Origin of the sequence: Streptomyces hyaluromycini (genome assembly GCF_002217755.1) — a bacterium.
In the GTDB taxonomy this organism is placed as follows: domain Bacteria; phylum Actinomycetota; class Actinomycetes; order Streptomycetales; family Streptomycetaceae; genus Streptomyces; species Streptomyces hyaluromycini.
Genome location: NZ_BCFL01000021.1, coordinates 373,603 through 399,450 on the forward strand (window position 1 = coordinate 373,603; position 25,848 = coordinate 399,450).

Annotated in this window: 22 protein-coding genes; 18 read left to right on the forward strand and 4 right to left on the reverse strand. The window is 70.1% G+C overall.

Features of this window, described 5'->3' with window-relative positions; genetic code table 11:
* Together secF and SSP29_RS26095 are read left to right on the forward strand one after the other, a co-directional pair.
* Positions 1-1,110: a protein translocase subunit SecF gene (secF, locus tag SSP29_RS26090; protein WP_089103229.1), complete on the forward strand. Its 1,110-nt coding sequence runs from the start codon at positions 1-3 to the stop codon at positions 1,108-1,110.
* Positions 1,107-1,646, forward strand: a complete 540-nt coding sequence (locus SSP29_RS26095; protein ID WP_089103230.1) for an adenine phosphoribosyltransferase — start codon at positions 1,107-1,109, stop codon at positions 1,644-1,646. The genes secF and SSP29_RS26095 overlap by 4 nt, the downstream gene beginning before the upstream one ends.
* A 102-nt stretch (positions 1,647-1,748) precedes the next feature.
* Here SSP29_RS26095 and SSP29_RS26100 read toward each other — a convergent pair whose 3' ends face one another.
* The gene (locus tag SSP29_RS26100) at positions 1,749-1,976 is read right to left on the reverse strand and encodes a hypothetical protein (protein WP_145968952.1); all 228 of its coding nucleotides are present in this window, start codon (positions 1,974-1,976) and stop codon (positions 1,749-1,751) included.
* A gap of 401 nt (positions 1,977-2,377) precedes the next feature.
* Here SSP29_RS26100 and SSP29_RS26105 point away from each other — a divergent pair, with 401 nt between their 5' ends.
* Complete coding sequence (locus tag SSP29_RS26105) at positions 2,378-4,918, forward strand: RelA/SpoT family protein (protein ID WP_089103232.1); 2,541 nt, start codon at positions 2,378-2,380, stop codon at positions 4,916-4,918.
* 72 nt (positions 4,919-4,990) lie between these two features.
* Here SSP29_RS26105 and SSP29_RS26110 read toward each other — a convergent pair whose 3' ends face one another.
* On the reverse strand, positions 4,991-6,220 hold the full coding sequence (locus SSP29_RS26110; protein WP_089103233.1) for a DUF349 domain-containing protein: 1,230 nt from the start codon (positions 6,218-6,220) through the stop codon (positions 4,991-4,993).
* Positions 6,221-6,355: 135 nt separating this feature from the next.
* A complete protein-coding gene (locus SSP29_RS26115) occupies positions 6,356-7,177 on the reverse strand; it encodes a peptidylprolyl isomerase (RefSeq protein WP_089103234.1) in 822 nt (273 codons plus the stop codon).
* Between the two features lie 180 nt (positions 7,178-7,357).
* Between SSP29_RS26115 and SSP29_RS26120 the strand changes: the two genes are divergently transcribed.
* The 5 genes from SSP29_RS26120 to rpsD all read left to right on the forward strand — a co-directional run bounded on the left by SSP29_RS26120 (position 7,358) and on the right by rpsD (position 12,585).
* Positions 7,358-8,068: an MBL fold metallo-hydrolase gene (locus SSP29_RS26120; RefSeq protein WP_089103235.1), complete on the forward strand. Its 711-nt coding sequence runs from the start codon at positions 7,358-7,360 to the stop codon at positions 8,066-8,068.
* 11 nt (positions 8,069-8,079) lie between these two features.
* Positions 8,080-9,342 (forward strand): histidine--tRNA ligase, encoded by a 1,263-nt coding sequence (gene hisS / locus SSP29_RS26125; RefSeq protein ID WP_089103236.1) that lies wholly within the window; start codon positions 8,080-8,082, stop codon positions 9,340-9,342.
* Between the two features lie 241 nt (positions 9,343-9,583).
* The gene (locus SSP29_RS26130) at positions 9,584-10,252 is read left to right on the forward strand and encodes a vitamin K epoxide reductase family protein (RefSeq protein WP_089103237.1); all 669 of its coding nucleotides are present in this window, start codon (positions 9,584-9,586) and stop codon (positions 10,250-10,252) included.
* Between the two features lie 59 nt (positions 10,253-10,311).
* Positions 10,312-11,667: a replication-associated recombination protein A gene (locus SSP29_RS26135; RefSeq protein WP_089103238.1), complete on the forward strand. Its 1,356-nt coding sequence runs from the start codon at positions 10,312-10,314 to the stop codon at positions 11,665-11,667.
* Between the two features lie 303 nt (positions 11,668-11,970).
* Entirely contained in the window at positions 11,971-12,585 is a 615-nt protein-coding gene (gene rpsD / locus SSP29_RS26140; protein ID WP_089103239.1) for a 30S ribosomal protein S4, read from the forward strand.
* Between the two features lie 27 nt (positions 12,586-12,612).
* Here the strand turns inward: rpsD and SSP29_RS26145 are convergent, their stop codons facing one another.
* Positions 12,613-14,778 carry an ATP-binding protein gene (locus SSP29_RS26145; protein WP_150134929.1) on the reverse strand — a complete coding sequence of 722 codons (2,166 nt, stop codon included), beginning with the start codon at positions 14,776-14,778 and terminating at the stop codon, positions 12,613-12,615.
* Between the two features lie 151 nt (positions 14,779-14,929).
* On the opposite strand from SSP29_RS26145, the gene SSP29_RS26150 reads away from it, so the two are divergent.
* The 10 genes from SSP29_RS26150 to SSP29_RS26200 all read left to right on the forward strand — a co-directional run bounded on the left by SSP29_RS26150 (position 14,930) and on the right by SSP29_RS26200 (position 25,520).
* Positions 14,930-15,370 (forward strand): DUF948 domain-containing protein, encoded by a 441-nt coding sequence (locus tag SSP29_RS26150; protein WP_089103241.1) that lies wholly within the window; start codon positions 14,930-14,932, stop codon positions 15,368-15,370.
* Positions 15,371-15,382: 12 nt separating this feature from the next.
* On the forward strand, positions 15,383-15,730 hold the full coding sequence (locus tag SSP29_RS26155) for a hypothetical protein (protein WP_089103242.1): 348 nt from the start codon (positions 15,383-15,385) through the stop codon (positions 15,728-15,730).
* A complete protein-coding gene (gene alaS / locus SSP29_RS26160; protein ID WP_089103243.1) occupies positions 15,730-18,402 on the forward strand; it encodes an alanine--tRNA ligase in 2,673 nt (890 codons plus the stop codon). Before SSP29_RS26155 ends, alaS begins: the two co-directional genes overlap by 1 nt.
* Positions 18,403-18,416: 14 nt before the next feature.
* Positions 18,417-18,881 (forward strand): Holliday junction resolvase RuvX, encoded by a 465-nt coding sequence (gene ruvX, locus SSP29_RS26165; protein ID WP_089103244.1) that lies wholly within the window; start codon positions 18,417-18,419, stop codon positions 18,879-18,881.
* A gap of 123 nt (positions 18,882-19,004) precedes the next feature.
* Positions 19,005-20,735 carry an endolytic transglycosylase MltG gene (gene mltG / locus SSP29_RS26175; RefSeq protein ID WP_089103246.1) on the forward strand — a complete coding sequence of 577 codons (1,731 nt, stop codon included), beginning with the start codon at positions 19,005-19,007 and terminating at the stop codon, positions 20,733-20,735.
* Positions 20,716-21,555 carry a shikimate dehydrogenase gene (locus SSP29_RS26180; protein WP_089103247.1) on the forward strand — a complete coding sequence of 280 codons (840 nt, stop codon included), beginning with the start codon at positions 20,716-20,718 and terminating at the stop codon, positions 21,553-21,555. The genes mltG and SSP29_RS26180 overlap by 20 nt, the downstream gene beginning before the upstream one ends.
* A 198-nt stretch (positions 21,556-21,753) precedes the next feature.
* The gene (gene aroC, locus SSP29_RS26185; RefSeq protein ID WP_089103248.1) at positions 21,754-22,938 is read left to right on the forward strand and encodes a chorismate synthase; all 1,185 of its coding nucleotides are present in this window, start codon (positions 21,754-21,756) and stop codon (positions 22,936-22,938) included.
* Positions 22,939-22,970: 32 nt separating this feature from the next.
* Positions 22,971-23,453 carry a shikimate kinase gene (locus SSP29_RS26190; RefSeq protein WP_089103375.1) on the forward strand — a complete coding sequence of 161 codons (483 nt, stop codon included), beginning with the start codon at positions 22,971-22,973 and terminating at the stop codon, positions 23,451-23,453.
* Positions 23,450-24,541 (forward strand): 3-dehydroquinate synthase, encoded by a 1,092-nt coding sequence (gene aroB, locus SSP29_RS26195; protein WP_089103249.1) that lies wholly within the window; start codon positions 23,450-23,452, stop codon positions 24,539-24,541. Before SSP29_RS26190 ends, aroB begins: the two co-directional genes overlap by 4 nt.
* A gap of 142 nt (positions 24,542-24,683) precedes the next feature.
* Positions 24,684-25,520: a Pro-rich N-terminal domain-containing protein gene (locus SSP29_RS26200; RefSeq protein ID WP_089103250.1), complete on the forward strand. Its 837-nt coding sequence runs from the start codon at positions 24,684-24,686 to the stop codon at positions 25,518-25,520.
* Positions 25,521-25,848 lie beyond the last annotated feature (328 nt).

The window sequence follows — 25,848 nt, forward strand, 5'->3', positions numbered from 1 at the left end:
ATGTCGAAACTCGGCAACCTCGGCGCCCGACTCCACCGCGGCGAGATCAGCTACGACTTCATCGGCAAGCGCAAGATCTGGTACGGCGTCTCCATCCTGATCACCATCACGGCCATCGTCGGCCTGGCGGTGCGCGGCCTGAACATGGGCATCGACTTCCAGGGCGGTGCCGTCTTCACCACCTCGAAGACCAGTGTCTCGGTGGCCCAGGCGGAGACCTACGCGAAGGAGGCCTCCGGCCACGACGCGGTCGTGCAGAAGCTCGGCACGGGCGGTCTGCGCATCCAGATCGCCGGCATGGACACCGAGAAGTCGGACGCCACCAAGGCCAAGCTGGCCACGGACATGAAGGTGGACCCCGAGTCCATCAACTCCGACCTGGTCGGCCCGAGCTGGGGTGACGAGATCGCCAACAAGGCCTGGGAGGGCCTCGGCATCTTCATGGTCCTCGTGGTGATCTACCTGGCGATCGCCTTCGAGTGGCGGATGGCGCTCGCGGCCCTGGTCGCGCTGATCCACGACATCACCATCACGACCGGTATCTACGCCCTGGTCGGCTTCGAGGTCACGCCCGGCACGGTCATCGGTCTGCTGACGATCCTCGGTTACTCGCTCTACGACACGGTCGTCGTCTTCGACAGCCTCAAGGAGCAGACGAAGGACATCACCAAGCAGACCCGCTTCACCTACAGCGACATCGCCAACCACTCGATCAACGGCACCCTGGTCCGTTCGATCAACACCACGGTCGTCGCGCTGCTGCCGGTCGCGGGCCTGCTGTTCATCGGCGGCGGCTTCCTCGGCGCGGGCACGCTCAACGACATCTCGCTGTCGCTGTTCGTCGGTCTCGCCGCCGGTGCCTACTCCTCGATCTTCATCGCCACGCCGCTCGTCGCCGACCTCAAGGAGGCCGAGCCGCAGATGAAGGCCCTGAAGAAGCGCGTCCTCGCCAAGCGTGCCCAGGCCGCAGCCGAGGAGGAGATGGCCGAGGTCCGGGTCGGCGGCTCCGAGGACCCCGAGGACGCCGCTCCGGCCGTCGTCGGCCCGCGCAACCAGCCCGCGTCCCGTAACCGGGGCGGCCGCGGCCGGCCCTCGGGGAAGCGCCGATGACCGACATCAAGGAGCTGCTGCTCAGCCGCATCCGGGACGTCGAGGACTACCCGGAGCAGGGCGTGATGTTCAAGGACATCACGCCGCTGCTGGCGGACCCGGCGGCGTTCACGGCGCTCACCGACGCCCTCGCGGAGGTCGCCGAGCGCACCGGCGCCACCAAGGTGGTCGGCCTGGAGGCCCGGGGCTTCATCCTGGGCGCCCCGGTCGCCCTCCGCGCCGGGCTCGGCTTCATCCCCGTACGCAAGGCGGGCAAGCTCCCCGGAGCCACCCTCCGCCAGGCGTACGAGCTGGAGTACGGCTCCGCCGAGATCGAGGTGCACGCGGAGGACCTGTCCGCGGGCGACCGCGTCATGGTCGTCGACGACGTTCTCGCCACCGGCGGTACCGCGGAGGCCTCCCTCCAGCTCATCCGCCGGGCGGGCGCCGAGGTCGCGGGTATCGCCGTCCTCATGGAGCTGGGGTTCCTGGGCGGCCGTGCTCGCCTGGAGCCGGCGCTCAGGGGCGCCCCCCTGGAGGCCGTACTCACGGTCTGAGCAGATTTCGGAGAACGAAGCAGCCCCGAGTGCGCAACAAGGTCGCACTCGGGGCTGCTTCGTTTTTCCGTGTTTATCTATGCCATCCGGCCGACCGCGAAATCAGCAGTTCTCGATGTCCTGGGATTTGATGGTGCCAGGCTCCTTGAGGTGGCCCTTCTCATCCGCCGCGGCGGTGATGCGATGCAGGTTGTTCTCCTGGCCGTCCTTCCACCAGACGCACAGGTGCTGCGTGGTGTCGCAGGTGTTGTGGTAGTAGATGGTCGTCGTGCTGGTCCCGTCGGCCCACGACCAGTTGAAACACGGCACGCTGCCCCTGTGCGTGGACATCGGGGTCACCGTGGCAGCCTGCGCGGGAAGCGCGAAAGCCGCACTCAGGCCCACCGTCACGACCGCAGCCGCCACTGCCTTTCCAAGTATCTTCATGCTCTGTCCCGTTTCTGTTTTTTCGAAGCAGAAAGGTGGTCAATTCTTCCGCTTCTGGTCGAAGTTGATCTTATGGGGCGCTCGATGTCCGAGTCAACGGAAATAATGGCTTCCGCTTTTCCGGACTGTTTAATTTGCGACTTTCCGGGAAGGGGTAAATTTCACATTTGGTCGTTTGATTCCGTAGGTTCCGATGGTCCGCGTTGGCCGTCCTGACGGGCTCCGCACGTTCGCCGGCGGCCGGATCGCTACCATGGTTGTCCGGGGCCTGACTGGGGGACCCGGATCGCGCACGAGGAGTCCTCTTGCCAGACGAGGCCCAGCACCTGACCGCCGCCAAGCCCGAGCCCGCCTCGGCAGCTGCGGCCAAGCCCGCGCCGAGCACGCCGCACGCGAAGAACGACGCCCGCGGGCCGGTCGAGCACGCCCAGTCCGCGCCCGCCGACAAGTCGGCCGAGCAGTCGCGTCCCAAGCCGGCCCCGCCCGCGCACCCCGAGACGGCGCCCGCGGTCCGCCCGAACGCGGGCCAGCCCGCACGCTCCGGCTCCTCCAACCGCGTCCGCGCCCGCCTGGCCCGCCTCGGCGTGCAGCGCGCGAACCCGTACAACCCGGTCCTGGAGCCGCTGCTGCGCATAGTCCGCAGCAACGACCCCAAGATCGAGAACGCCACCCTGCGCCAGATCGAGCGCGCCTACCAGGTCGCCGAACGCTGGCACCGCGGCCAGAAGCGCAAGAGCGGCGACCCGTACATCACCCACCCGCTCGCGGTGACCACCATCCTCGCCGAGCTGGGCATGGACCCGGCGACCCTGATGGCCGGGCTGCTGCACGACACCGTCGAGGACACCGAGTACGGCCTGGAGGACCTGCGCCGCGACTTCGGCGACGTCGTCGCGCTGCTCGTCGACGGCGTCACCAAGCTGGACAAGGTCAAGTTCGGCGAGGCCGCGCAGGCCGAGACCGTGCGCAAGATGGTCGTCGCCATGGCCAAGGACCCGCGCGTCCTGGTCATCAAGCTCGCCGACCGCCTGCACAACATGCGCACCATGCGCTACCTCAAGCGCGAGAAGCAGGAGAAGAAGGCGCGCGAGACCCTGGAGATCTACGCGCCGCTCGCCCACCGGCTGGGCATGAACACCATCAAGTGGGAACTGGAGGACCTCGCGTTCGCGATCCTCTACCCCAAGATGTACGACGAGATCGTCCGGCTGGTCGCCGAGCGCGCTCCGAAGCGCGACGAGTACCTGGCCATAGTGACCGACGAGGTCCAGTCCGACCTGCGGGCCGCCCGCATCAAGGCGACCGTCACCGGCCGCCCGAAGCACTACTACAGCGTCTACCAGAAGATGATCGTCCGCGGCCGGGACTTCGCGGAGATCTACGACCTGGTGGGCATCCGCGTCCTGGTGGACACCGTCCGCGACTGCTACGCGGCCCTGGGCACCGTCCACGCGCGCTGGAACCCGGTTCCGGGGCGCTTCAAGGACTACATCGCGATGCCCAAGTTCAACATGTACCAGTCGCTGCACACGACGGTCATCGGCCCCAACGGCAAGCCGGTCGAACTCCAGATCCGTACGTTCGACATGCACCGCCGCGCCGAGTACGGCATCGCCGCGCACTGGAAGTACAAGCAGGAGGCCGTCGCCGGCGCCTCCAAGGTCCGCACCGACGTGCCGAAGTCGTCCGGCAAGGGCAAGGACGACCACCTCAACGACATGGCGTGGCTGCGGCAGTTGCTGGACTGGCAGAAGGAGACCGAGGACCCCAGCGAGTTCCTGGAGTCCCTGCGCTTCGACCTGTCCCGCAACGAGGTCTTCGTCTTCACGCCCAAGGGCGACGTCATAGCGCTCCCGGCCGGGGCCACCCCCGTCGACTTCGCGTACGCCGTCCACACCGAGGTCGGCCACCGGACGATAGGCGCGCGGGTCAACGGCCGCCTGGTACCGCTCGAATCGACGCTGGACAACGGCGACCTGGTCGAGGTCTTCACCTCCAAGGCACCCGGCGCCGGCCCCTCCCGCGACTGGCTCGGCTTCGTCAAGTCACCGCGCGCCCGCAACAAGATCCGGGGCTGGTTCTCCAAGGAGCGCCGGGACGAGGCGATCGAGCAGGGCAAGGACGCCATCGTCCGCGCGATGCGCAAGCAGAACCTGCCGATCCAGCGCATCCTCACCGGCGACTCGCTGGTCACGCTGGCGCACGAGATGCGCTACCCGGACATCTCCTCGCTGTACGCGGCGATCGGCGAGGGCCACGTGGCCGCGCAGAACGTCGTGCAGAAGCTGGTGCAGGCGCTCGGCGGCGAGGAGGCGGCCACCGAGGAGATCGACGAGGCGGTCCCGCCGACCCGCGGCCGCCGCAGCAAGCGGCGCAGCAACCAGGACCCCGGTGTGGTCGTGAAGGGCGTCGACGACGTCTGGGTCAAGCTGGCCCGCTGCTGTACACCGGTGCCCGGCGACCCGATCATCGGCTTCGTCACGCGCGGTAGCGGTGTATCGGTTCACCGCAGCGACTGCGTCAACGTGGAGTCACTGTCCCGAGAGCCCGAGCGCATCCTCGACGTCGAGTGGGCGCCCACCCAGTCCTCGGTCTTCCTGGTCGCCATCCAGGTCGAGGCCCTGGACCGCTCCCGGCTGCTGTCGGACGTCACCCGCGTCCTGTCCGACCAGCACGTCAACATCCTCTCCGCGGCCGTCCAGACCTCCCGCGACCGGGTGGCCACCTCCCGCTTCACCTTCGAGATGGGCGACCCCAAGCACCTGGGCCACGTCCTGAAGGCCGTACGGGGCGTGGAGGGCGTGTACGACGTCTACCGGGTCACCTCGGCGCGCAACCGGTCGTAGCGGCAGACAGGCATACGACGAGAGGGGCCCCGTACGCCGTGTACGGGGCCCCTCTCGGTGTCGGGGGGAAACTCAGCCGCCGAACTCCTGCAGGCCCTTCAGGGCCTGTTCCAGGAGCGCCTGGCGGCCCTCCAGCTCACGCTCCAGCTTCTCCGCCTTCGACGCGTTGCCCTGGGCGCGGGCCTGCTCGATCTGCGCCCCCAGCTTGTCCACGGCGGCCTGCAGCTGGCCGGTCAGACCCGCGGCACGCGCGCGTGCCTCCGGGTTGGTCCGCCGCCACTCGGCCTCCTCGGCCTCCTGGATGGCCCGGTCGACCGTGTGCATCCGGCCCTCGACCTTCGGACGCGCGTCGCGCGGGACGTGCCCGATGGCCTCCCACCGCTCGTTGATCGAGCGGAAGGCGGACCGCGCGGTCTTCAGGTCGCCGATCGGCAGGAGCTTCTCGGCCTCGGCGGCCAGCTCCTCCTTCAGCTTCAGGTTCTCGGTCTGCTCCGCGTCCCGGTCGGCGAAGGCGGACCCGCGCGCCGCGAAGAACACGTCCTGGGCACCGCGGAAGCGGTTCCACAGGTCGTCCTCGTGCTCGCGCTGGGCACGGCCGGCGGCCTTCCACTCCGACATCAGCTCGCGGTAACGCGCGGCCGTGGGACCCCAGTCCGTCGAGTCCGACAGCGACTCGGCCTCGGCGACCAGCTTCTCCTTGGCCTTGCGGGCGTCCTCGCGCTGCGCGTCGAGCTGCGCGAAGTGCGCCTTGCGCCGCTTGGAGAACGCCGACCGGGCGTGCGAGAAGCGGTGCCACAGCTCGTCGTCCGACTTGCGGTCGAGACGCGGCAGGCCCTTCCAGGTGTCCACCAGGGACCGCAGCCGCTCACCGGCCGCCCGCCACTGGTCGGACTGGGCCAGCTGCTCGGCCTCGACGACCAGGTCCTCCTTGGCCTGCCGGGCCTCGTCGGACTGCTTGGCACGCTGTGCCCGACGCTCCTCGCGACGCGACTCGACGGTCTTCACCAGATCGCCGAGCCGGGTCCGCAGGGCCTCCAGATCACCGACCGCGTGGTGCGCCTCCACCTGCTCGCGCAGGTGGTCGATGGCGACCTGGGCGTCCTTCGCGGACAGGTCGGTGGTCTGTACTCGCTTTTCGAGGAGGCCGATCTCGACAACCAGGCCCTCGTACTTGCGCTCGAAGTAGGCCAGCGCCTCATCAGGGGAGCCGGCCTGCCAGGAACCGACGACCTGCTCGCCGTCGGCCGTACGCACGTACACGGTCCCCGTCTCGTCGACGCGGCCCCACGGGTCGCTGCTCACAGCGCCTCCTCCACATGATGCCCGCGAGGGGCCTCAGCGCCCCCGGGCATCGTCCACAGTTTCGTCACGGCCAACATAGGCGACCGGCGGGTTGCCTGTCCGCATCCCGCGCGACCGAAATTTCGCAGTTGGTGGTCAGGATTTCGTGACCGTGGCCTTGTTGATCACGACCGTTGCGTTCGGGGCTCCGTCACCCTGACCGGTGCTCTCACCCGCGGCGGCGATTTTCTTCAGGACCTTCAGTCCGGCCGCGTCCACCGTGCCGAACGGGGTGTAGCTCGCAGGCAGCTGGCTGTCCTGGTAGACGAGGAAGAACTGGCTGCCACCGGTGTGCTTCTGGCCCGTGTTGGCCATCGCGACCGTACCCGCCGGGTAGACACCGCCCTTCAGGCTTTTGTCCTTCAGGTTCTCGTCGGGGATCGTGTACCCGGGGCCGCCGCTTCCGGTGCCCGTCGGGTCGCCGCACTGCAGCACGTAGATGCCGTTGGTGGTGAGCCGGTGGCACTTCGTGTGGTCGAAGTAGCCCTTCGACGCAAGGAAGTTGAACGTGTTCACGGTGTGCGGGGCCGCCGACGTCTTCAGCGCGATGCCGATGTCACCGCACGTCGTCGCCAGTTTGAGCGTGTAGGCGGCGGACGTGTCGATCGTCATCGCCGGCTCCTTCTTCCAGCTCAGCTTCTGCACCTTGCCGGCGGCGGCCTTCTCGCACGGGTCCGGCGCCTTGCTGGCGCTGGGCGTGGCGCTGGGCGTCGTCTCCGAGCTGGCGTTCGCCTTGTCGTCGTTCTTCAGCACGCCGGTCGTGTACAGCGCGACGCTGCCGATCACGATCACGCCGAGCACAGACGCGATCACGGAGTTGCGCATGCGTGACTTGCGACGTGCGCTGGTACGCCGCTGCTGCTGCCGCAAGAACTTCTCCCGGGCGAGCTGACGCCGCCGCTGCTCCTGGGTGACCACCGGGTTCTCTCCTCATACGTGTCGTATATGTCGACCGGTACGCGTGCGTCCTGTGCGCTGTGTGAGCCGACCACTGCGTGTAGCCCCGTACCGTATATGGGTTCGCTGAGGAAACGGCAGCGCCGGTAGGCTCTGGACCACAGCTTGTGGCCACCCGAATCGATACAACGAAGGACGATCGTGCTCATTGCCGGGTTCCCCGCCGGGGCCTGGGGGACGAACTGTTATCTCGTCGCCCCCGCCGCCGGTGAGGAGTGCGTGATCATCGACCCCGGCCACCAGGCCGCCGAAGGCGTCGAGGAAGCACTGAAGAAGCATCGGCTCAAGCCCGTCGCCGTCGTCCTCACCCACGGCCACATCGACCACGTGGCCTCGGTCGTCCCCGTGTGCGGAGCGCACGACGTACCGGCCTGGATCCACCCCGAGGACCGGTACATGATGAGCGACCCCGAGAAGGCGCTCGGCCGGTCCATCGGCATGCCGCTGATGGGCGAGCTGACGGTGGGGGAGCCGGACGAGGTGAGGGAACTGACCGACGGCGCGGGACTCGCGCTGGCCGGACTGGAGTTCTCCGTCGCGCACGCGCCGGGCCATACCAGGGGGTCGGTGACCTTCCAGATGCCGGAGACGGCCGAGATCCCCTCGGTCTTCTTCTCGGGCGATCTGCTCTTCGCCGGCTCCATCGGACGCACGGACCTGCCGGGCGGCTCCATGGACGACATGCTGCTGTCGCTGGCCCGCGTGTGCCTGCCGCTCGACGACTCCACCGTGGTGCTGTCCGGCCACGGCCCCCAGACGACCATCGGCCAGGAGCGCGCCACCAACCCCTATCTGCGGCAGGTGGCCGCCGGCCAGGGAGCGCAAGCCGACGCTCCCCGACGAGGAATGTGACGAGAACTTCCGTGAGCACCTTTCAGGCCCCCAAGGGCACGTACGACCTGATCCCGCCGGACAGCGCCACGTACCTGGCCGTCCGCGAGGCGATCGCCGCCCCGCTGCGCAACTCCGGCTACGGCTACATCGAGACCCCGGGCTTCGAGAACGTCGAGCTCTTCGCGCGCGGTGTCGGCGAGTCCACCGACATCGTCACCAAGGAGATGTACGCCTTCGAGACCAAGGGCGGCGACCGGCTGGCGCTGCGCCCCGAGGGCACCGCCTCCGTCCTGCGCGCGGCTCTGGAGGCCAACCTCCACAAGGCCGGAAACCTGCCCGTCAAGCTCTGGTACTCCGGCTCGTACTACCGCTACGAGCGCCCGCAGAAGGGCCGTTACCGCCACTTCTCGCAGGTCGGTGCCGAGGCGATCGGTGCCGAGGACCCGGCCCTGGACGCCGAGCTGATCATCCTGGCCGACCAGGCGTACCGCTCGCTGGGCCTGAGCAACTTCCGCATCCTGCTCAACAGCCTGGGCGACAAGGAGTGCCGTCCGGTGTACCGCGCGGCCCTCCAGGACTTCCTGCGGGGCCTGGACCTGGACGAGGACACCCTGCGCCGGGCCGAGATCAACCCCCTGCGCGTCCTGGACGACAAGCGGGAGTCGGTCCAGAAGCAACTGGGCGACGCCCCTCTCCTGCGCGACTACCTCTGCGACGCCTGCAAGGCGTACCACGAGGAGGTCCGCGAGCTGATCACGGCCGCGGGCGTCTCCTTCGAGGACGACCCGAAGCTGGTCCGCGGCCTCGACTACTACACCCGCACCACCTTCGAGTTCGTCCACGACGGTCTGGGCTCCCAGTCCGCGGTGGGCGGCGGCGGCCGCTACGACGGCCTCTCCGAGATGATCGGCGGCCCGGCGCTCCCGTCCGTCGGCTGGGCGCTGGGCGTCGACCGCACGGTGCTGGCCCTGGAGGCGGAGGGCATCGAGCTCGACATCCCGTCCGCCACCAGCGTCTTCGCGGTACCGCTCGGCGAGGAGGCGCGTCGCGTCCTCTTCGCGAAGGTCACGGAGCTTCGCCGGGCCGGCGTCGCGGCGGACTTCTCCTACGGCGCCAAGGGACTCAAGGGCGCCATGAAGAACGCCAACCGCAGCGGCGCCCGCTACACGATCGTCGCCGGCGAACGGGACCTCGCCGAGGGCGTCGTCCAGCTGAAGGACATGGAGTCCGGCGAGCAGTCGGCGGTGGGCGTGAACGAGATCGTGGCGGAGCTGGAGTCCCGGCTGGGCTGAGCCGCCGGTGAGGGGCCGGCAGGGGGCGGACCGTCAACTCGGCGGGTGCTGGTTCCCCCTGCCGGACGCTGCCCACCCGGGACGCCACGCGCGTGTGCCCCCGGCATCGGCCGGAACCGAACTCTCCGGGACGATCGTGCGTACTTCCTTATGCCCACCGAACGGTGGACAGGGCGCCTCGTGCGGCACAATGGCCCCTGTACGAAGAAGTTCCAACTCTCAAACAGACGGAATCGGCGTGATGAGCAAGACGACAGTCAAGGACGTCTCCACCGAGCCCGAGCCCGAGCCCGAGAACGAGAACGCCTCCGCGGCGCCGCGCACCGAGGGCGGCAGTCTCGCCTTCGCGCTGCTGCTGATCATCACCGGCGCCGCCGGACTGCTGGCCGCCTGGGTCATCACGATCGACAAGTTCAAGCTGCTGGAAGCCAAGGTCGAGGGCAAGACGTTCACCCCCGGGTGCAGCCTCAACCCGGTGGTCTCCTGCGGCAGCGTCATGGAGTCCAAGCAGGCCGCCGCCTTCGGCTTCCCGAACCCGATGCTCGGTCTGGTCTGCTACGGCATCGTCATCTGCGTCGGCATGAGCCTGCTGGCCCGCGCCCGCTTCCCGCGCTGGTACTGGCTGACCTTCAACTTCGGCACCCTCTTCGGCGTGGCCTTCTGCACCTGGCTGCAGTTCCAGTCCCTGTACCGGATCAACGCGCTCTGCCTGTGGTGCTCGCTGGCCTGGGTCGCCACGATCACCATGTTCTGGTACGTGACCTCCTTCAACATCCGCAAGGGCTTCCTGCCGGCCCCGAACTGGCTGAAGTCCTTCTTCGGCGAGTTCACCTGGGTGCTGCCGGTCCTGCACATCGGCATCATCGGCATGCTGATCCTGACCCGCTGGTGGGACTTCTGGACCAGCTGACCACCGGGGCCGCCGACCGCCCGGGCGGGATTGTCAGTGCCGTGACTTAGGGTTTCAGCGTGGAACCCGACCTGTTCACCGCCGCCGCAGAAGAACGCCAGGAGAAGGACCCGACCGGGAGCCCCCTGGCGGTGCGGATGCGCCCGCGCACCCTCGACGAGGTGGTGGGCCAGCAGCATCTGCTGAAGCCGGGATCCCCGCTGCGCAGACTGGTCGGCGCGGGTTCCGGCGGCCCCGCCGGACCGTCGTCCGTGATCCTCTGGGGACCGCCCGGCACCGGCAAGACGACCCTCGCGTACGTCGTCTCCAAGGCGACCGACAAGCGGTTCGTGGAGCTCTCCGCGATCACCGCCGGCGTCAAGGAGGTCCGCGCGGTCATCGACGGCGCCCGCCGCGCCACCGGGGGATACGGCAAGGAGACCGTCCTCTTCCTCGACGAGATCCACCGCTTCAGCAAGGCCCAGCAGGACTCCCTGCTGCCGGCCGTCGAGAACCGCTGGGTCACCCTGATCGCCGCGACCACCGAGAACCCGTACTTCTCGGTGATCTCCCCGCTCCTGTCCCGCTCCCTGCTCCTCACCCTCGAACCGCTCACCGACGAGGACGTCCGCGGGCTCCTGCGCCGGGCCCTCACCGACGAGCGGGGCCTCAAGGAGGCCGTCACCCTCCCCGGGGACACCGAGGAGCACCTGCTGCGCATCGCCGGCGGCGACGCCCGCCGCGCGCTGACCGCCCTGGAGGCCGCCGCCGGGGCCGCCCTCGACAAGGGCGAGCAGGAGATCGGCCTGCAGACCCTGGAGGAGGTCGTCGACCGGGCCGCGGTGAAGTACGACCGCGACGGCGACCAGCACTACGACGTCGCCAGCGCCCTCATCAAGTCCATCCGGGGCTCCGACGTGGACGCGGCCCTGCACTACCTGGCCCGCATGATCGAGGCCGGCGAGGACCCCCGCTTCATCGCCCGCCGCCTGATGATCTCGGCGAGCGAGGACATCGGCCTCGCCGACCCGGGCGCCCTGCCCATAGCCGTGGCCGCCGCCCAGGCCGTCGCCATGATCGGCTTCCCCGAGGCCGCCCTCACCCTCAGCCACGCCACCATCGCCCTCGCCCTGGCCCCCAAGTCCAACTCGGCGACCACCGCGATCGGCGCCGCCATGGAGGACGTCCGCAGGGGCCTGGCCGGCCAGGTGCCCCCGCACCTGCGCGACGGGCACTACAAGGGCGCCGCCAAGCTGGGGCACGCGCAGGGGTACGTGTACCCGCACGACCTGCCCGAGGGCATCGCCGAGCAGCAGTACGCCCCGGACACCGTCAGGGACCGCGAGTACTACACCCCGACCCGGCACGGCGCCGAGGCCCGATATGCCGACGCCGTCGAGTGGACCAGGAAGCACCTCGGTCGCAGGCGGTCCTGAGCAGCCTGTAGAATCGCTCGAAGCGCCGAGTCCCGCGCAGTCAGAGCGGGACAGTCGGCCGGAACCCCCGTCAGGGGGATCCAGGAGCGTCGCGCACCGTCGATCGGTGTCGCGGGCAGCCCACCACCATCCGCCGCACGGCGGGACCGGTCGGTGGGCCACTCGCGTGCTGCACGTATGTGCCCAGACCAGGGGAGCGGCTGCCCACCAGGCCCGGCAACGGGTTCCGGCGGGTTTCCCCGGCTGCGGATTGCGACCTCCCTCAACCCTGACAAGCCGAATATCAGAAGGAAGAAAGAGACAGTGGCGAACCAGTCCCGCCCCAAGGTCAAGAAGTCGCGTGCCCTCGGCATCGCGCTGACCCCGAAGGCCGTCAAGTACTTCGAGGCCCGCCCCTACCCGCCGGGTGAGCACGGCCGCGGCCGCAAGCAGAACTCGGACTACAAGGTCCGTCTGCTGGAGAAGCAGCGTCTGCGCGCGCAGTACGACGTGTCCGAGCGCCAGCTCGTCCGCGCCTACGAGCGTGCCTCCAAGGTGCAGGGCAAGACCGGTGAGGCCCTGATCATCGAGCTGGAGCGCCGCCTCGACGCGCTGGTCCTGCGTTCGGGCATCGCCCGCACGATCTACCAGGCCCGCCAGATGGTCGTGCACGGCCACATCCAGGTCAACGGCCAGAAGGTCGACAAGCCGTCCTACCGCGTGCGTCCGGACGACGTCATCCAGGTCCGCGACCGCTCGAAGGACAAGACGCTCTTCCAGATCGCCCGTGAGGGTGGCTTCGCCCCCGACGGCGAGACCCCCCGCTACCTGCAGGTGAACCTCCGCGCCCTGGCCTTCCGCCTGGACCGCGAGCCGAACCGCAAGGAAGTTCCGGTCATCTGCGACGAGCAGCTCGTCGTCGAGTACTACGCCCGCTGATCACCGGCCGGGTGTAGCACCTCAGCGTCAGCCCGCCGTCTCCCCGCCCTTCCGGGTGGGCGAGGCGGCGGGCTTCCGCATGTCGGTGCCCTCCCGCCGCTGCCGTACCGGCCCGCGCGGCGCGGGCAGCGCGTCCAGCGGCCGTACCCCGAAGTACTCCAGCGCCCGGGCCACCGCCGCCTCCCGGTCCAGCCCGGCCCCCTGCCGTACGCACTCCGCGTACCGCTCGTCGCCCAGCGCCCGCCGGGCCGTCGCCTCGCACAGCTCGTGCGGGGCGTTGTAGTACGCCGAGCCGAACAGCGGCAGGCCCACCGAGGGCCACATCCGCCCGGCCGCGCCCTGCAGCACCGCCGCCTCCGCCGGATCGCCCTGCGCCACCGTCACCAGGGCAAGGAGCTCGATCGACAGAACCGAGCCGAGCAGGTCCCGGAAACCGTGCGCATGGCCCAGGCAGTCGGTCAGCAGCTCCCGGGCGGCCGCGTGATCGCCGTCCTGCCAGGCCGCGTACGCCAGCACGTACAGGGCGTACGAGCGGGCCCACCGCTCGCCGTGGTCCTCGCAGACCCGGCGCACGTCCTCGCACAGCCGTACCGCGTCCGGCAGATCGCCGAGGAACGCCCTGGTCATCGCCAGCTCGACCTGACCCATCAGGACATTGCTGTTGAGCTCACCGATCTGCTGGTAGCGGTCGAGGGCCGCGCGCAGCAGCGTTTCCGCGCGCGCCATGTCATCCGTGACCAGGGCCAGACAGCCGGTGCGGTGCTCCGCGTACGCCACCGCCGTCGGATCGGCGGCCAGCTCGGCCTCCTCACGGCACTCCTGGAGCGCGGCCAGCGCGGGCACCGCGTCGCCCTGCAGGATCGCCACATAGCCGAGCACCCACAACGCCTTCAGCCGGGACTGCGGATACTCCGAGTCCAGCTCCAGACTCCGCTCCAGCCAGCGCCGCCCCTCCGAGAGCCGTCCGCAGCCCGCCCAGTAGAACCACAGCGAGCCCGCCAGATACTGGCCCAGATGCGCCTCGTCCGGCTCGGTCAGGCAGTGGTCCAGAGCCGCCCGCAGGTTCGGCAGCTCGGCCTCGACCCGGGTGGCCACCTCGCCCTGCCGGGGCGAGAACCACTCCAGCTCGCACCAGGTCGCCAGCCCCATGAACCAGTCCCGGTGCCGGCGCCGGAGCCGCCCCGCGTCCCCCGTCGCCGCAAGCCAGTCGGCGCCGTACGCCCGCACGGTGTCGAGCATCCGGTAGCGCACGCCCGACCCCGCCTCCTCACGGGACACCACCGACTGGGCGAGCAGCTCCGCCAGCACGTCCAGGACCTCCTCGGACGCCAGCCCGTCCCCGCTGCACACGTACTCGGCGGCCTCCAGGTCGAAGGTCTGCGTGAACACCGACAGCCGCGCCCACAGCAACCGCTCGGCGGGCGTGCACAGTTCATGGCTCCAGCCGATCGCCGTGCGCAGCGTCCGGTGCCGGGGGAGCGCGTCCTGCCCGCCACCGGTCAGCAGCCGGAACCGGTCGTCGAGCCGCTCCAGCAACTGCCCCGGCGACAGCGCCCGCAGCCGCCCCACCGCCAGCTCGACGGCCAGCGGGATCCCGTCCAGGCGCCGGCACACCTCCCGCACCTCCGCGCAGTCCCGCACGTCCAGCCCCTGCCGCCCGGCACGCTCGGCGAACAGCTCCACCGCCTCGTCCTCGCCGAGCGGCGCCAGCGGGAACAGCCGCTCGCCCGCCACCCCGAGCGGCCGCCGGCCCACCGCCAGCACGGCCAGGTCCGGCAACTGCCGCAGCAGCTCGGCCACCAGTTCCGCGCACGTGTCGACCAGATGCTCGAACCCGTCGAGGACCAGGAGGATCCTGCGGCCCGCCAGATGCCCGAGCAGCGTCTCGCGCGGCAGCCGGGTGGTGTGGTCGGTCAGGCCGAGGGCCTCCACGACCGCGTAGTCCACGAACTCCGGGTCGCGCACCAGCGCCAGCTCCACCCGCCACACCCCGTCCCGGGGCGCCGCGCCGGCCGCCGCCCGGACCGCGAGCCGGGACTTGCCGACCCCGCCGGCCCCGGTCACCGTCACCAGCCGGCCGGACTCCAGGGCCCGGGACAGCTCGCCGAGTTCGGCCGAGCGGCCCACGAAGGCGGTCAGTTCCAGGGGCAGATTGCCGTCCGCCGAAGAGCCGGGGCGCTGAGGACCTCGCATGGGACACGGAGCGTACTTAACCGTGTTCGGTCCGTACAATCGCTTCCCGCAACTCCGCCTTCCGCGCGCGGTAATCCGGTACGGAGTCCCACCCCCGGCGCGATAGGCTCGGTGCAGACTTTTCGATGTTCAGGCACGTTTCAGGGAGCGGGTGCGCGCAGTGTCCGGTGGAGAGGTGGCCGGGATCCTGGTGGCCGTCTTCTGGGCGATCCTGGTCTCCTTCCTCGCGGTGGCTCTAGTGAGGCTGGCCCAGACGCTCAAGGCGACCACCAAGCTCGTGGCGGACGTGACCGACCAGGCCGTCCCGCTGCTCGCCGACGCCTCCGCGGCCGTACGCTCCGCGCAGACCCAGATCGACCGGGTCGACGCGATCGCCTCCGACGTCCAGGAGGTCACGTCCAACGCCTCCGCGCTGTCCACCACCGTCGCCTCCACCTTCGGCGGCCCGCTGGTCAAGGTCGCAGCCTTCGGCTACGGCGTGCGCAGGGCGCTGGCCGGCCGCAAGGCGGACGTGCCCGTGAAGGAGCCCAGGCGTACCGTGATCGTGGGCCGGACGGTCCCGGCCGCACGGCGGAAGAACCGGGGAAAGTAGGAGCCAGGCCATATGTTCCGCCGTACGTTCTGGTTCACCACCGGTGTCGCCGCCGGTGTCTGGGCCACCACCAAGGTCAACCGCAAGCTGAGGCAGCTGACCCCGGAGAGCCTCGCCGCGACCGCCGCGAACAAGGCGCTGGAGACCGGCCACCGGATCAAGGACCGGGCGGTCGGCTTCGCGCTCGACGTGCGCGACAACATGGCCCGGCGGGAGGAAGAGCTGGGCGACGCGCTGGGCATCAACGCGGACCCCGAACTCCCCGCGCCCCGGCGGTTCGCCGCCATCGAGAACCGCACCAACCCGAAGTACGCCGATGACAGGACGACGTACTCGTACAACCGGAATGAGGACCACTGATGGAGTCGGCCGAGATTCGCCGCCGCTGGCTGAGCTTCTACGAGGAGCGCGGTCACACCGTCGTCCCTTCGGCGTCGCTCATCGCGGACGACCCGACTCTGCTCCTCGTCCCGGCCGGCATGGTGCCCTTCAAGCCGTACTTCCTCGGTGAGGTCAAGCCGCCGTGGGCGCGCGCCACCAGCGTGCAGAAGTGCGTGCGCACCCCCGACATCGAAGAGGTCGGCAAGACCACCCGCCACGGCACCTTCTTCCAGATGTGCGGCAACTTCTCCTTCGGCGACTACTTCAAGGAAGGCGCCATCAAGTACGCCTGGGAGCTGCTCACCACGCCCCAGGACAAGGGTGGTTACGGCCTGGAGCCGGACCGGCTCTGGATCACCGTCTACAAGGACGACGACGAGGCCGAGCGCATCTGGCACGAGGTCGTCGGCGTGCCGAAGGAGCGCATCCAGCGCCTCGGCATGAAGGACAACTACTGGTCCATGGGCGTCCCCGGCCCCTGCGGCCCGTGTTCCGAGATCAACTACGACCGCGGCCCCGAGTTCGGCGTCGAGGGCGGCCCGGCCGTCAACGACGAGCGGTACGTGGAGATCTGGAACCTGGTCTTCATGCAGTACGAGCGCGGCGAGGGCATCGGCAAGGACAACTTCGAGATCCTCGGCGAGCTGCCCAGCAAGAACATCGACACGGGCCTCGGCCTGGAGCGTCTCGCCATGATTCTGCAGGGCGTGCAGAACATGTACGAGATCGACACCTCCATGGCGGTCATCGAGAAGGCCACCGAGCTGACCGGCGTCCGCTACGGCGACGCCCACGACTCGGACGTCTCCCTCCGCGTGGTCACCGACCACATGCGGACGGCCACCATGCTGATCGGCGACGGCGTCACCCCGGGCAACGAGGGCCGCGGCTACGTGCTGCGCCGCATCATGCGCCGCGCCATCCGGAACATGCGCCTGCTCGGCGCCACCGGCCCGGTGGTCCTCGACCTGATCGACACCGTGATCCGGATGATGGGCCAGCAGTACCCGGAGCTGGTCACCGACCGCGAGCGCATCGAGAAGGTCGCCGTCGCCGAGGAGAACGCCTTCCTCAAGACGCTGAAGGCCGGCACCAACATCCTCGACACCGCCGTCACCGAGACCAAGGGCGCCGGTGGCACGGTCCTCGCCGGCGACAAGGCCTTCCTGCTCCACGACACCTGGGGCTTCCCGATCGACCTCACCCTGGAGATGGCCGCCGAACAGGGCCTCGCCGTGGACGAGGACGGCTTCCGCCGCCTGATGAAGGAGCAGCGGGACCGCGCCAAGGCCGACGCCCAGGCCAAGAAGACCGGCCACGCCGGCGCCGGCGCCTACCGCGAGATCGCCGACAAGACCGGCGAGACCGACTTCATCGGCTACTCCGACACCGAGGGCGAGACCACGATCGTCGGCATCCTCGTCGACGGCGTCTCCTCCCCGGCCGCCGGCGAGGGCGACGAGGTCGAGATCGTCCTGGACCGCACCCCGTTCTACGCCGAGGGCGGCGGCCAGATCGGCGACACCGGCCGGATCAGGGTCGACACCGGTGCCGTCATCGAGATCCGCGACACCCAGAAGCCGGTCCCGGGCGTCTACGTCCACAAGGGCGTCGTCCAGGTCGGCGAGGTGACGGTGGGCGCCAAGGCCCACGCCTCGATCGACTCCCGTCGCCGGACCGCCATCGCCCGTGCCCACTCGGCCACCCACCTCACCCACCAGGCGCTGCGCGACGCCCTCGGCCCGACGGCCGCCCAGGCCGGTTCCGAGAACCAGCCCGGCCGCTTCCGCTTCGACTTCGGCTCGCCGTCCGCCGTCCCGACGGCCGTGATGACCGACGTCGAGCAGAAGATCAACGAGGTGCTCGCCCGCGACCTCGACGTGCGCGCCGACATCATGGGCATCGACGAGGCCAAGAAGCAGGGCGCCATCGCCGAGTTCGGCGAGAAGTACGGCGAGCGGGTCCGCGTGGTGACCATCGGCGACTTTTCCAAGGAGCTGTGCGGCGGCACCCACGTCCACAACACCTCCCAGCTGGGCCTGGTGAAGCTGCTCGGCGAATCCTCGATCGGGTCGGGCGTGCGCCGTATCGAGGCCCTCGTCGGCGTCGACGCCTACAACTTCCTGGCCCGTGAGCACACGGTCGTCGCCCAGCTCCAGGAGCTGATCAAGGGCCGCCCGGAGGAGCTCCCGGAGAAGGTCTCCGCCATGCTCGGCAAGCTGAAGGACGCCGAGAAGGAGATCGAGAAGTTCCGCGCGGAGAAGGTGCTGCAGGCCGCCGCCGGTCTCGTCGAGTCCGCCAAGGACGTCCGCGGGATCGCCGTCGTCACCGGGCAGGTCCCGGACGGCACCACCCCGGACGACCTGCGCAAGCTGGTCCTCGACGTGCGCGGCCGCATCCAGGGCGGACGCGCCGCCGTGGTCGCCCTGTTCACGGTCAACAACGGCAAGCCGCTCACGGTCATCGCCACCAACGACGCCGCCCGCGACCGCGGCCTGAAGGCCGGTGACCTGGTTCGCACCGCCGCCAAGACCCTCGGCGGCGGCGGTGGCGGCAAGCCGGACGTCGCCCAGGGCGGCGGCCAGAACCCGGCCGCCGTCGGTGAGGCCATCGACGCCGTCGAGCGCCTCGTCGACGACACCGCCAAGTAAGGAAACGGTCGGAAATGCGCAGAGGACGTCGACTCGCGATCGACGTCGGGGACGCCCGGATCGGGGTCGCCTCGTGCGACCCCGACGGGATCCTCGCCACCCCGGTCGAGACCGTCCCCGGCCGGGACATCCCGGCGGCCCATCGCCGGCTGCGGCAACTGGTCGAGGAATACGAGCCGATCGAGGTCGTCGTCGGACTCCCGCGCTCCCTCAAGGGGGGCGAGGGCCCGGCCGCCGTCAAGGTGCGGGCCTTCGCTCAGGAGCTGGCCAAGGGCATCGAGCCGGTGCCGGTCCGGCTGGTCGACGAGCGGATGACGACCGTGACGGCCAGTCAGGGACTGCGCGCCTCGGGGGTGAAATCCAAGAAGGGCCGCTCGGTCATCGACCAGGCAGCCGCTGTGATCATCCTTCAGCAGGCGCTGGAATCCGAACGGGTGTCAGGTAAACCACCCGGCGAGGGCGTCGAAGTAGTCATCTGATCGCGATACGGTAACGTTCCGCGCGATGCGATGGTTTTCGAACAGCCACCGCACAGCAAGAGGCGGAACGGTCCACCGGCCCACCAGCCGCGTGACGCGCCGCCTCGCGGCTCTAGGGGATCGATGACTGAGTATGGCCGGGGCCCAGGCTCCGAACCGTGGCATCCGGAGGACCCGTTGTACGGGGACGACGGATGGGAAGGACAGCAGGCCCACGTGGGCCAGCAGTCCCCCTACGGCGGTCAGCCGCAGCACTACCCGCAGCAGTCGCAGCAGCAGTACGGCGACTGGAGCCAGCACCCGCAGGGCGGGTACGACCAGCAGCAGTACGCCTACTACGACGAGCAGGGCCAACTCCAGTACGCCGACGGGTACGGTCAGCAGCAGTACGACCAGCAGCAGTACGGCCAGCAGTACGTGGGCCATGCCCCGCCCCAGTACCAGCAGGGCGGCTGGGACGCGACCGGCACCCATGGTCACGTCCCCTACGCCGCCGACCCGGGCGACCCCTACGGCCAGCAGCCCGTGGCCTACGGCGGCGAGCAGCCCGACTTCTACGGCACCGAGGACGCCTACCCGCCGCCGGAGCCGCCCGGCCGCCGGCGCCCCGAGCCGGAACCACAGCCGGAGCCCGCCGTCGAAGAGGAGGAGGAAGAGCAGCACCCCTTCTTCACGGGCGCCGACGACGGCGATGACGACGCGGACGACGACGATCCGAAAGGACGCCGCGGTGGTGGCCGCGGCAAGGACGCCAAAGGCGGAAAGGGCGCCAAGAAGCGCCGCAGCGGCTGTGCCTGCCTGGTGGTCTGCCTGGTCTTCGGCGGCGGCGCGGCCACCGTCGGCTACTTCGGCTGGCACTTCTACCAAAATCGTTTCGGCGCGGCCCCGGACTACGCGGGCAGCGGCGGCAGCGAGACCGTGACCGTCCAGATCCCCAAGGGCGCGGGCGGATACGAGATCGGCCGCCGGCTGAAGGAAGCCGGTGTCGTCAAGAGCGTCGACGCGTTCGTCCACGCGCAGACGCAGAACCCGAAGGGCGACACGATCCAGGCGGGCGCCTACACCCTCAAGAAGGAGATGTCCGCCGCGAGCTGTGTGCTGCTGATGCTCGACCCGAGCAGCCAGGCCAATGTGATCGTCACCCCGGGCGAGCGCGCGGCGGGCGTCTATGTGGCTCTGGACAAGAAACTGGGCCTTTCCGCCGGCACCTCGAAAAAGGTCGCCAAGACCGAGTACAAGAACCTCGGTCTGCCGAGTTACGCGAACACCAACAGCAAGATCATGGACCCGCTGGAAGGATTCCTCTACCCGGGTACCTATCCCGCGGCCAAGGGCATGAAGCCCGACGCGATCCTGAAACAGATGGTCGCCGCGGCCAAGGAGGAGTACGCCAACTACGACCTCGCGGCGGAGGCCAAGAAGTACGACCTGGACAACCCGCTGCAGGTCATCACGGTCGCGAGCCTCGTCCAGGCCGAAGGAAAGACGCACGACGACTTCCGCAAGATGGCGGAAGTGGTCTACAACCGTCTCAAGTCCACGAACACCGAGACGAACCGGTTGCTCCAATTCGACTCGACCTTCAACTACCTGAAGGGCGCGAGCAACATCCATATCAGCGAGTCGGAGATCAACAGCAACAAGGACCCGTACAACACCTATACGCAGAAGGGTCTTCCGCCCGGTCCGATCGGCAACCCCGGCGAGGACGCGCTCAAGGCGGCACTGAATCCGACCGACGACGGCTGGATCTATTTCGTGGCGACCGACGGCAAGAACAACACCGAATTCGCCAAGACCTATGCGGAATTCCAGCAGCTCAAGGACAAATTCAATGCCAACTCGGGCAACTGATGCCCGCCGGGCCGCCGTGCTCGGTAAGCCCATCGCCCACTCCCTCTCCCCGGTGCTGCACCGGGCCGCGTACGACGAACTCGGGCTCACCGACTGGTCGTACGAGCGCTTCGAGATCGACGAGGCCGGGCTGCCCGGCTTCCTCGGGACGCTGGGACCGGAGTGGGCGGGGCTGTCGCTGACCATGCCGCTGAAACGGGCGGTCATCCCGCTGGTCGACGAGATCAGCGAGACGGCCGCCTCGGTCGACGCGGTCAACACCGTCGTCTTCACCGAGGACGGCCGACGGCTCGGGGACAACACCGATATCCCGGGCATGGTCGCCGCGCTCCGCGAGCACGGCATCGAGCAGGTCGACTCCGCCGCCGTCCTCGGCGCCGGTGCCACCGCCTCCTCCGCCCTCGCCGCCCTCGCCCGGATCTGCACCGGCGAGGTCGTCGCCTACGTCCGCAGCGAGGAGCGCGCCGCCGAGATGCGGCACTGGGGCGAACGGCTCGACGTCGAGGTCCGCACCGCCGACTGGGCCGACGCCGAGCAGGCCCTGCACGCCACGCTGGTGATCGCCACCACCCCCGCCGGCACCACCGACGCCCTCGCCGCCGCCGTCCCCGAACGCCCCGCCACCCTCTTCGACGTCCTCTACCACCCCTGGCCCACCGCCCTGGCCGCCCGCTGGTCCATGTTCGGAGGCGCCGTGGTGAGCGGCCTCGACCTCCTGGTGCACCAGGCCGTGCTCCAGGTCGAACAGATGACCGGCCGCAGCCCGGCGCCGCTGGACGCCATGCGCCGGGCCGGGGAGAAGGCGCTCGCCGAGCGCTGAGGACCGGGAAGCCGGTGCGCACCGGGCGCTGACCTGACAGATCCGCGTCCGTCTGCTGGACCGGGGGCCGGGTCGGGCGCCCGGACGTGGGAGGATCGGACATGGCGGACCGGGGCCCGCGCACCCGGTCGGCCGTCGCCGTACGCGAGGACGCGCGTACGCAGGGCAGTACCAGGGCGCGAGCACTGAGGAGCATCGTTGAGCAGGCTGCGTTGGCTGACCGCGGGGGAGTCCCACGGTCCCGCACTTGTCGCGACGCTGGAGGGCCTTCCCGCCGGCGTGCCGATCACGACCGAGATGGTCGCGGACCATCTGGCGCGGCGGCGGCTCGGCTATGGCCGTGGTGCGCGCATGAAGTTCGAGCGTGACGAGGTCACCTTCCTCGGCGGTGTGCGGCACGGTCTGACCCTCGGCTCCCCGGTCGCGATCATGGTGGGCAACTCCGAGTGGCCCAAGTGGGAACAGGTCATGGCGGCCGACCCGGTCGACCCCGAGATCCTCGCCGGGCTGGCCCGCAACGCCCCGCTGACCCGGCCCCGCCCCGGCCACGCAGACCTGGCGGGCATGCAGAAGTACGGCTTCGACGAGGCCCGGCCAGTCCTGGAGCGGGCCTCCGCGCGGGAGACCGCGGCCCGGGTGGCGCTGGGCGCGGTGGCCCGGTCGTACCTGAAGGAGACGGCCGGCATCGAGATCGTCTCGCACGTCGTCGAGCTGTGCTCGGTGAAGGCCCCGCAGGGTGTGTACCCGACGCCGGCGGACGTGGAGAGGCTGGACGCCGACCCGCTGCGCTGCCTGGACGCGGACGCGTCGAAGGCGATGGTGGCGGAGGTCGACCAGGCCCACAAGGACGGCGACACCCTCGGCGGTGTGGTCGAGGTGCTGGCCTACGGCGTTCCCGTCGGCCTGGGCTCGCACGTCCACTGGGACCGGAAGCTGGACGCCCGGCTCGCCGGTGCCCTGATGGGCATCCAGGCGATCAAGGGCGTCGAGATCGGCGACGGCTTCGAGCTGGCCCGGGTGCCCGGTTCCAAGGCGCACGACGAGATCGTCAACACGCCCGAGGGCATCCGGCGGGTCTCCGGCCGGGCGGGCGGCACCGAGGGCGGCCTTTCCACGGGCGAGCTGCTCCGGGTGCGGGCCGCGATGAAGCCGATCGCGACCGTGCCGCGTGCCCTGCAGACCGTCGATGTGACGACGGGCGAGGCCACCCAGGCCCACCACCAGCGCTCCGACGTCTCCGCGGTGCCGGCCGCCGGCATCGTCGCCGAGGCGATGGTCGCGCTCGTCCTCGCGGACGCGGTCGCGGAGAAGTTCGGCGGCGACTCGGTCCCCGAGACCCGGCGCAACGTCAAGTCGTACCTCGACCATCTGGCCATCCGGTGACCGGCGTACCGAGGGTGGTGCTGGTCGGCCCGATGGGCGTGGGCAAGTCCACGGTCGGGCAGTTGCTCGCCGAGCGGCTGGGGGTCGGTTACCGGGACACCGACGAGGACATCGTGGCCGCCGAGGGCCGCGCCATCGCGGACATCTTCGTGGCCGAGGGCGAGGCCGTGTTCCGGGCGGTCGAGAAGCGGGCGGTGCGGACGGCGCTGGCCGAGCACGAGGGTGTCCTCGCGCTCGGCGGGGGCGCGATCCTCGACGCGGAGACCCGTGGGCTGCTGGTGGGCCGGCGGGTGGTCTACCTCTCGATGGACGTCGAGGAAGCAGTCAAGCGCACCGGCCTGAACGCGGCCCGGCCGCTGCTCGCCATCAACCCGCGCAAGCAGTGGCGCGAGCTGATGGAAGCCCGGCGGCACCTGTACGAGGAGGTTGCCACGGTCGTCGTGGCGACCGACGGGCGTACGCCCGAAGAGGTCACCCAAGCAGCGCTGGACGCACTGGAGTTGAAGGAAGCATGAGCGAGGCAGTCACCCGGATCCAGGTCGGCGGCACGGCGGGCACCGAGCCGTACGAGGTCCTGGTGGGCCGTCAGCTCCTCGGCGAACTCGGCGGGTTGATCGGCGACCGGGTCAAGCGGGTCGCGGTGATCCACCCCGAGGCGCTGGCCGAGACCGGTGACGCGCTCCGCGCCGACCTGGCCGGGCAGGGCTACGAGGCCGTCGCCATCCAGGTGCCGAACGCGGAGGAGGCCAAGACCGCCGAGGTCGCCGCCTACTGCTGGAAGGCGCTCGGCCAGTCCGGGTTCACCCGCTCCGACGTCATCGTCGGAGTGGGCGGCGGCGCGACCACGGACCTGGCCGGTTTCGTGGCCGCGACCTGGCTGCGGGGTGTCCACTGGATCGCCATCCCGACCACGGTGCTGGCGATGGTGGACGCGGCGGTCGGCGGCAAGACGGGCATCAACACGGCCGAGGGCAAGAACCTGGTGGGTGCCTTCCACCCGCCGGCCGGTGTCCTGTGCGACCTGGCCGCCCTCGACTCGCTCCCGGTCAACGACTACGTCTCCGGGCTCGCCGAGGTCATCAAGGCAGGCTTCATCGCCGACCCGGTGATCCTGGAGCTCATCGAGTCCGACCCCGAGGCCGCGCGCACTCCGGCGGGCCCGCACACGGCCGAGCTGATCGAGCGTTCCATCCGGGTCAAGGCCGAGGTCGTCTCCTCGGACCTCAAGGAGTCCGGCCTGCGGGAGATCCTCAACTACGGCCACACGCTCGGCCACGCCATCGAGAAGAACGAGCGCTACAAATGGCGGCACGGCGCCGCGGTCGCCGTCGGCATGCACTTCGCCGCCGAGCTGGGCCGGCTGGCCGGCCGCCTGGACGACGCGACGGCCGACCGCCACCGCACGGTCCTGGAGTCCGTCGGCCTCCCGCTGCACTACCGCTACGACCAGTGGCCCAAGCTGGTCGAGACGATGAAGGTCGACAAGAAGTCCCGCGGCGACCTGCTCCGCTTCATCGTCCTGGACGGCCTCGCCAAACCGACGGTCCTGGAGGGCCCGGACCCGGCCGTGCTGCTCGCCGCGTACGGCGAGGTCGGGCAGTAGGTCCGCCGCTGTTCCTTCCGCCCGATTCGCCTGGCGACGCGGGCACTTCGGACCGCCCCCGGCCGTTTCACCGAAGGACGACCGCGGGCGGTACCGTTCGGTAACGAGCGCAGCCGAACATGACGAGACGGAGTGGCACCGGATGCAGCACGCAGTGGGATCTCCGCTGCCGCCGCCCCATCAGCCGGGGCAGGGACCGACCGGCTGGCAGCCGGGCGCACAGCACCCGGGAGCGCCTCAGGGCTCCGTGCCCGTGCCGCCACCGCCGGCCGCGCCACCGCAGCCGTCGGTTCCTCCGATTCCCCCGCTTCCCTCGGCCCCGCCGCCACCCGACACCACGGGCCACGTCCCGCTGCCGCCGGGCGCTCCGGTGGGCATCCCGACCGCGCCCCCGGCCGCGACCACCGCGCCCGACCCGACCACCACCACCCTGGCGGTCCTCCTCATCGGCCCGGCCGGTGCGGGCAAGACCAGCGTGGCCAAGTACTGGGCCGACCATCGTCGGGTCCCCACCGCCCACATCAGCCTCGACGACGTGCGCGAGTGGGTCCGTTCGGGCTTCGCCGACCCCCAGTCCGGCTGGAACGACCACTCCGAGGCCCAGTACCGCCTCGCCCGCCGCACCTGCGGCTTCGCCGCGCGCAACTTCCTGGCCAACGGCATCTCGTGCATCCTCGACGACGCGGTCTTCCCGGACCGCCCGGTCGTCGGCCTCGGCGGCTGGAAGCGCCACGTCGGCCCCGGCCTGCTCCCCGTCGTTCTCCTCCCCGGCCTCGACATCGTCCTGGAGCGCAACGCGGAACGCACGGGCAACCGCCGCCTCACCGACGAGGAGGTGGCCCGCATCCACGGCCGCATGGCGGGCTGGTACGGCTCGGGCCTCCCGATCATCGACAACTCGCAGCTGGACGTCCCGACCACGGCCCGAGTCCTGGACGACGTCCTGGCCAGGGCGATAGCAAGCCCCCCTAACTGGTAACCAGGGACCAGCGGAGCAACTCAGGGGTGCGGGGCTGTTTCAATATGCGGCTCCGCCGCGTGGGCGCGAACACCCCCACTGGCCTGCAGTCGTGCGGCGGCCTGTCTTTTCAGGGGCGCGGGGCTGTATCGGTTTGCGGCTTCGCCGCGTGGGTGCGAATCACCCCCACCGGCCCGCAGCCGTGCGGCGGCCTGTCTTTTCAGGGGTGCGGGGCTGTATCGGTTTGCGGCTTTGCCGCGTGGGTGCGAACACTCCCACCGGCCCGCAGCCGTGCGGCGGCCTGTCTTTTCAGGGGTGCGGGGCTGTATCGGTTTGCGGCTTCGCCGCG

Bases quoted from the DNA above. Each gene is read 5' to 3' on its own strand.
- secF (WP_089103229.1), top strand. From the start codon at position 1: ATGTCGAAACTCGGCAACCTCGGCGCCCGACTCCACCGCGGCGAGATC.
- SSP29_RS26095 (WP_089103230.1), top strand. From the start codon at position 1,107: ATGACCGACATCAAGGAGCTGCTGCTCAGCCGCATCCGGGACGTCGAG.
- SSP29_RS26100 (WP_145968952.1), bottom strand. From the start codon at position 1,976: ATGTCCACGCACAGGGGCAGCGTGCCGTGTTTCAACTGGTCGTGGGCC.
- SSP29_RS26130 (WP_089103237.1), top strand. From the start codon at position 9,584: ATGAGCAAGACGACAGTCAAGGACGTCTCCACCGAGCCCGAGCCCGAG.
- SSP29_RS26145 (WP_150134929.1), bottom strand. From the start codon at position 14,778: ATGCGAGGTCCTCAGCGCCCCGGCTCTTCGGCGGACGGCAATCTGCCC.
- SSP29_RS26155 (WP_089103242.1), top strand. From the start codon at position 15,383: ATGTTCCGCCGTACGTTCTGGTTCACCACCGGTGTCGCCGCCGGTGTC.
- alaS (WP_089103243.1), top strand. From the start codon at position 15,730: ATGGAGTCGGCCGAGATTCGCCGCCGCTGGCTGAGCTTCTACGAGGAG.
- ruvX (WP_089103244.1), top strand. From the start codon at position 18,417: ATGCGCAGAGGACGTCGACTCGCGATCGACGTCGGGGACGCCCGGATC.
- mltG (WP_089103246.1), top strand. From the start codon at position 19,005: ATGACTGAGTATGGCCGGGGCCCAGGCTCCGAACCGTGGCATCCGGAG.
- SSP29_RS26180 (WP_089103247.1), top strand. From the start codon at position 20,716: ATGCCAACTCGGGCAACTGATGCCCGCCGGGCCGCCGTGCTCGGTAAG.
- SSP29_RS26190 (WP_089103375.1), top strand. From the start codon at position 22,971: ATGGGCGTGGGCAAGTCCACGGTCGGGCAGTTGCTCGCCGAGCGGCTG.
- aroB (WP_089103249.1), top strand. From the start codon at position 23,450: ATGAGCGAGGCAGTCACCCGGATCCAGGTCGGCGGCACGGCGGGCACC.
- SSP29_RS26200 (WP_089103250.1), top strand. From the start codon at position 24,684: ATGCAGCACGCAGTGGGATCTCCGCTGCCGCCGCCCCATCAGCCGGGG.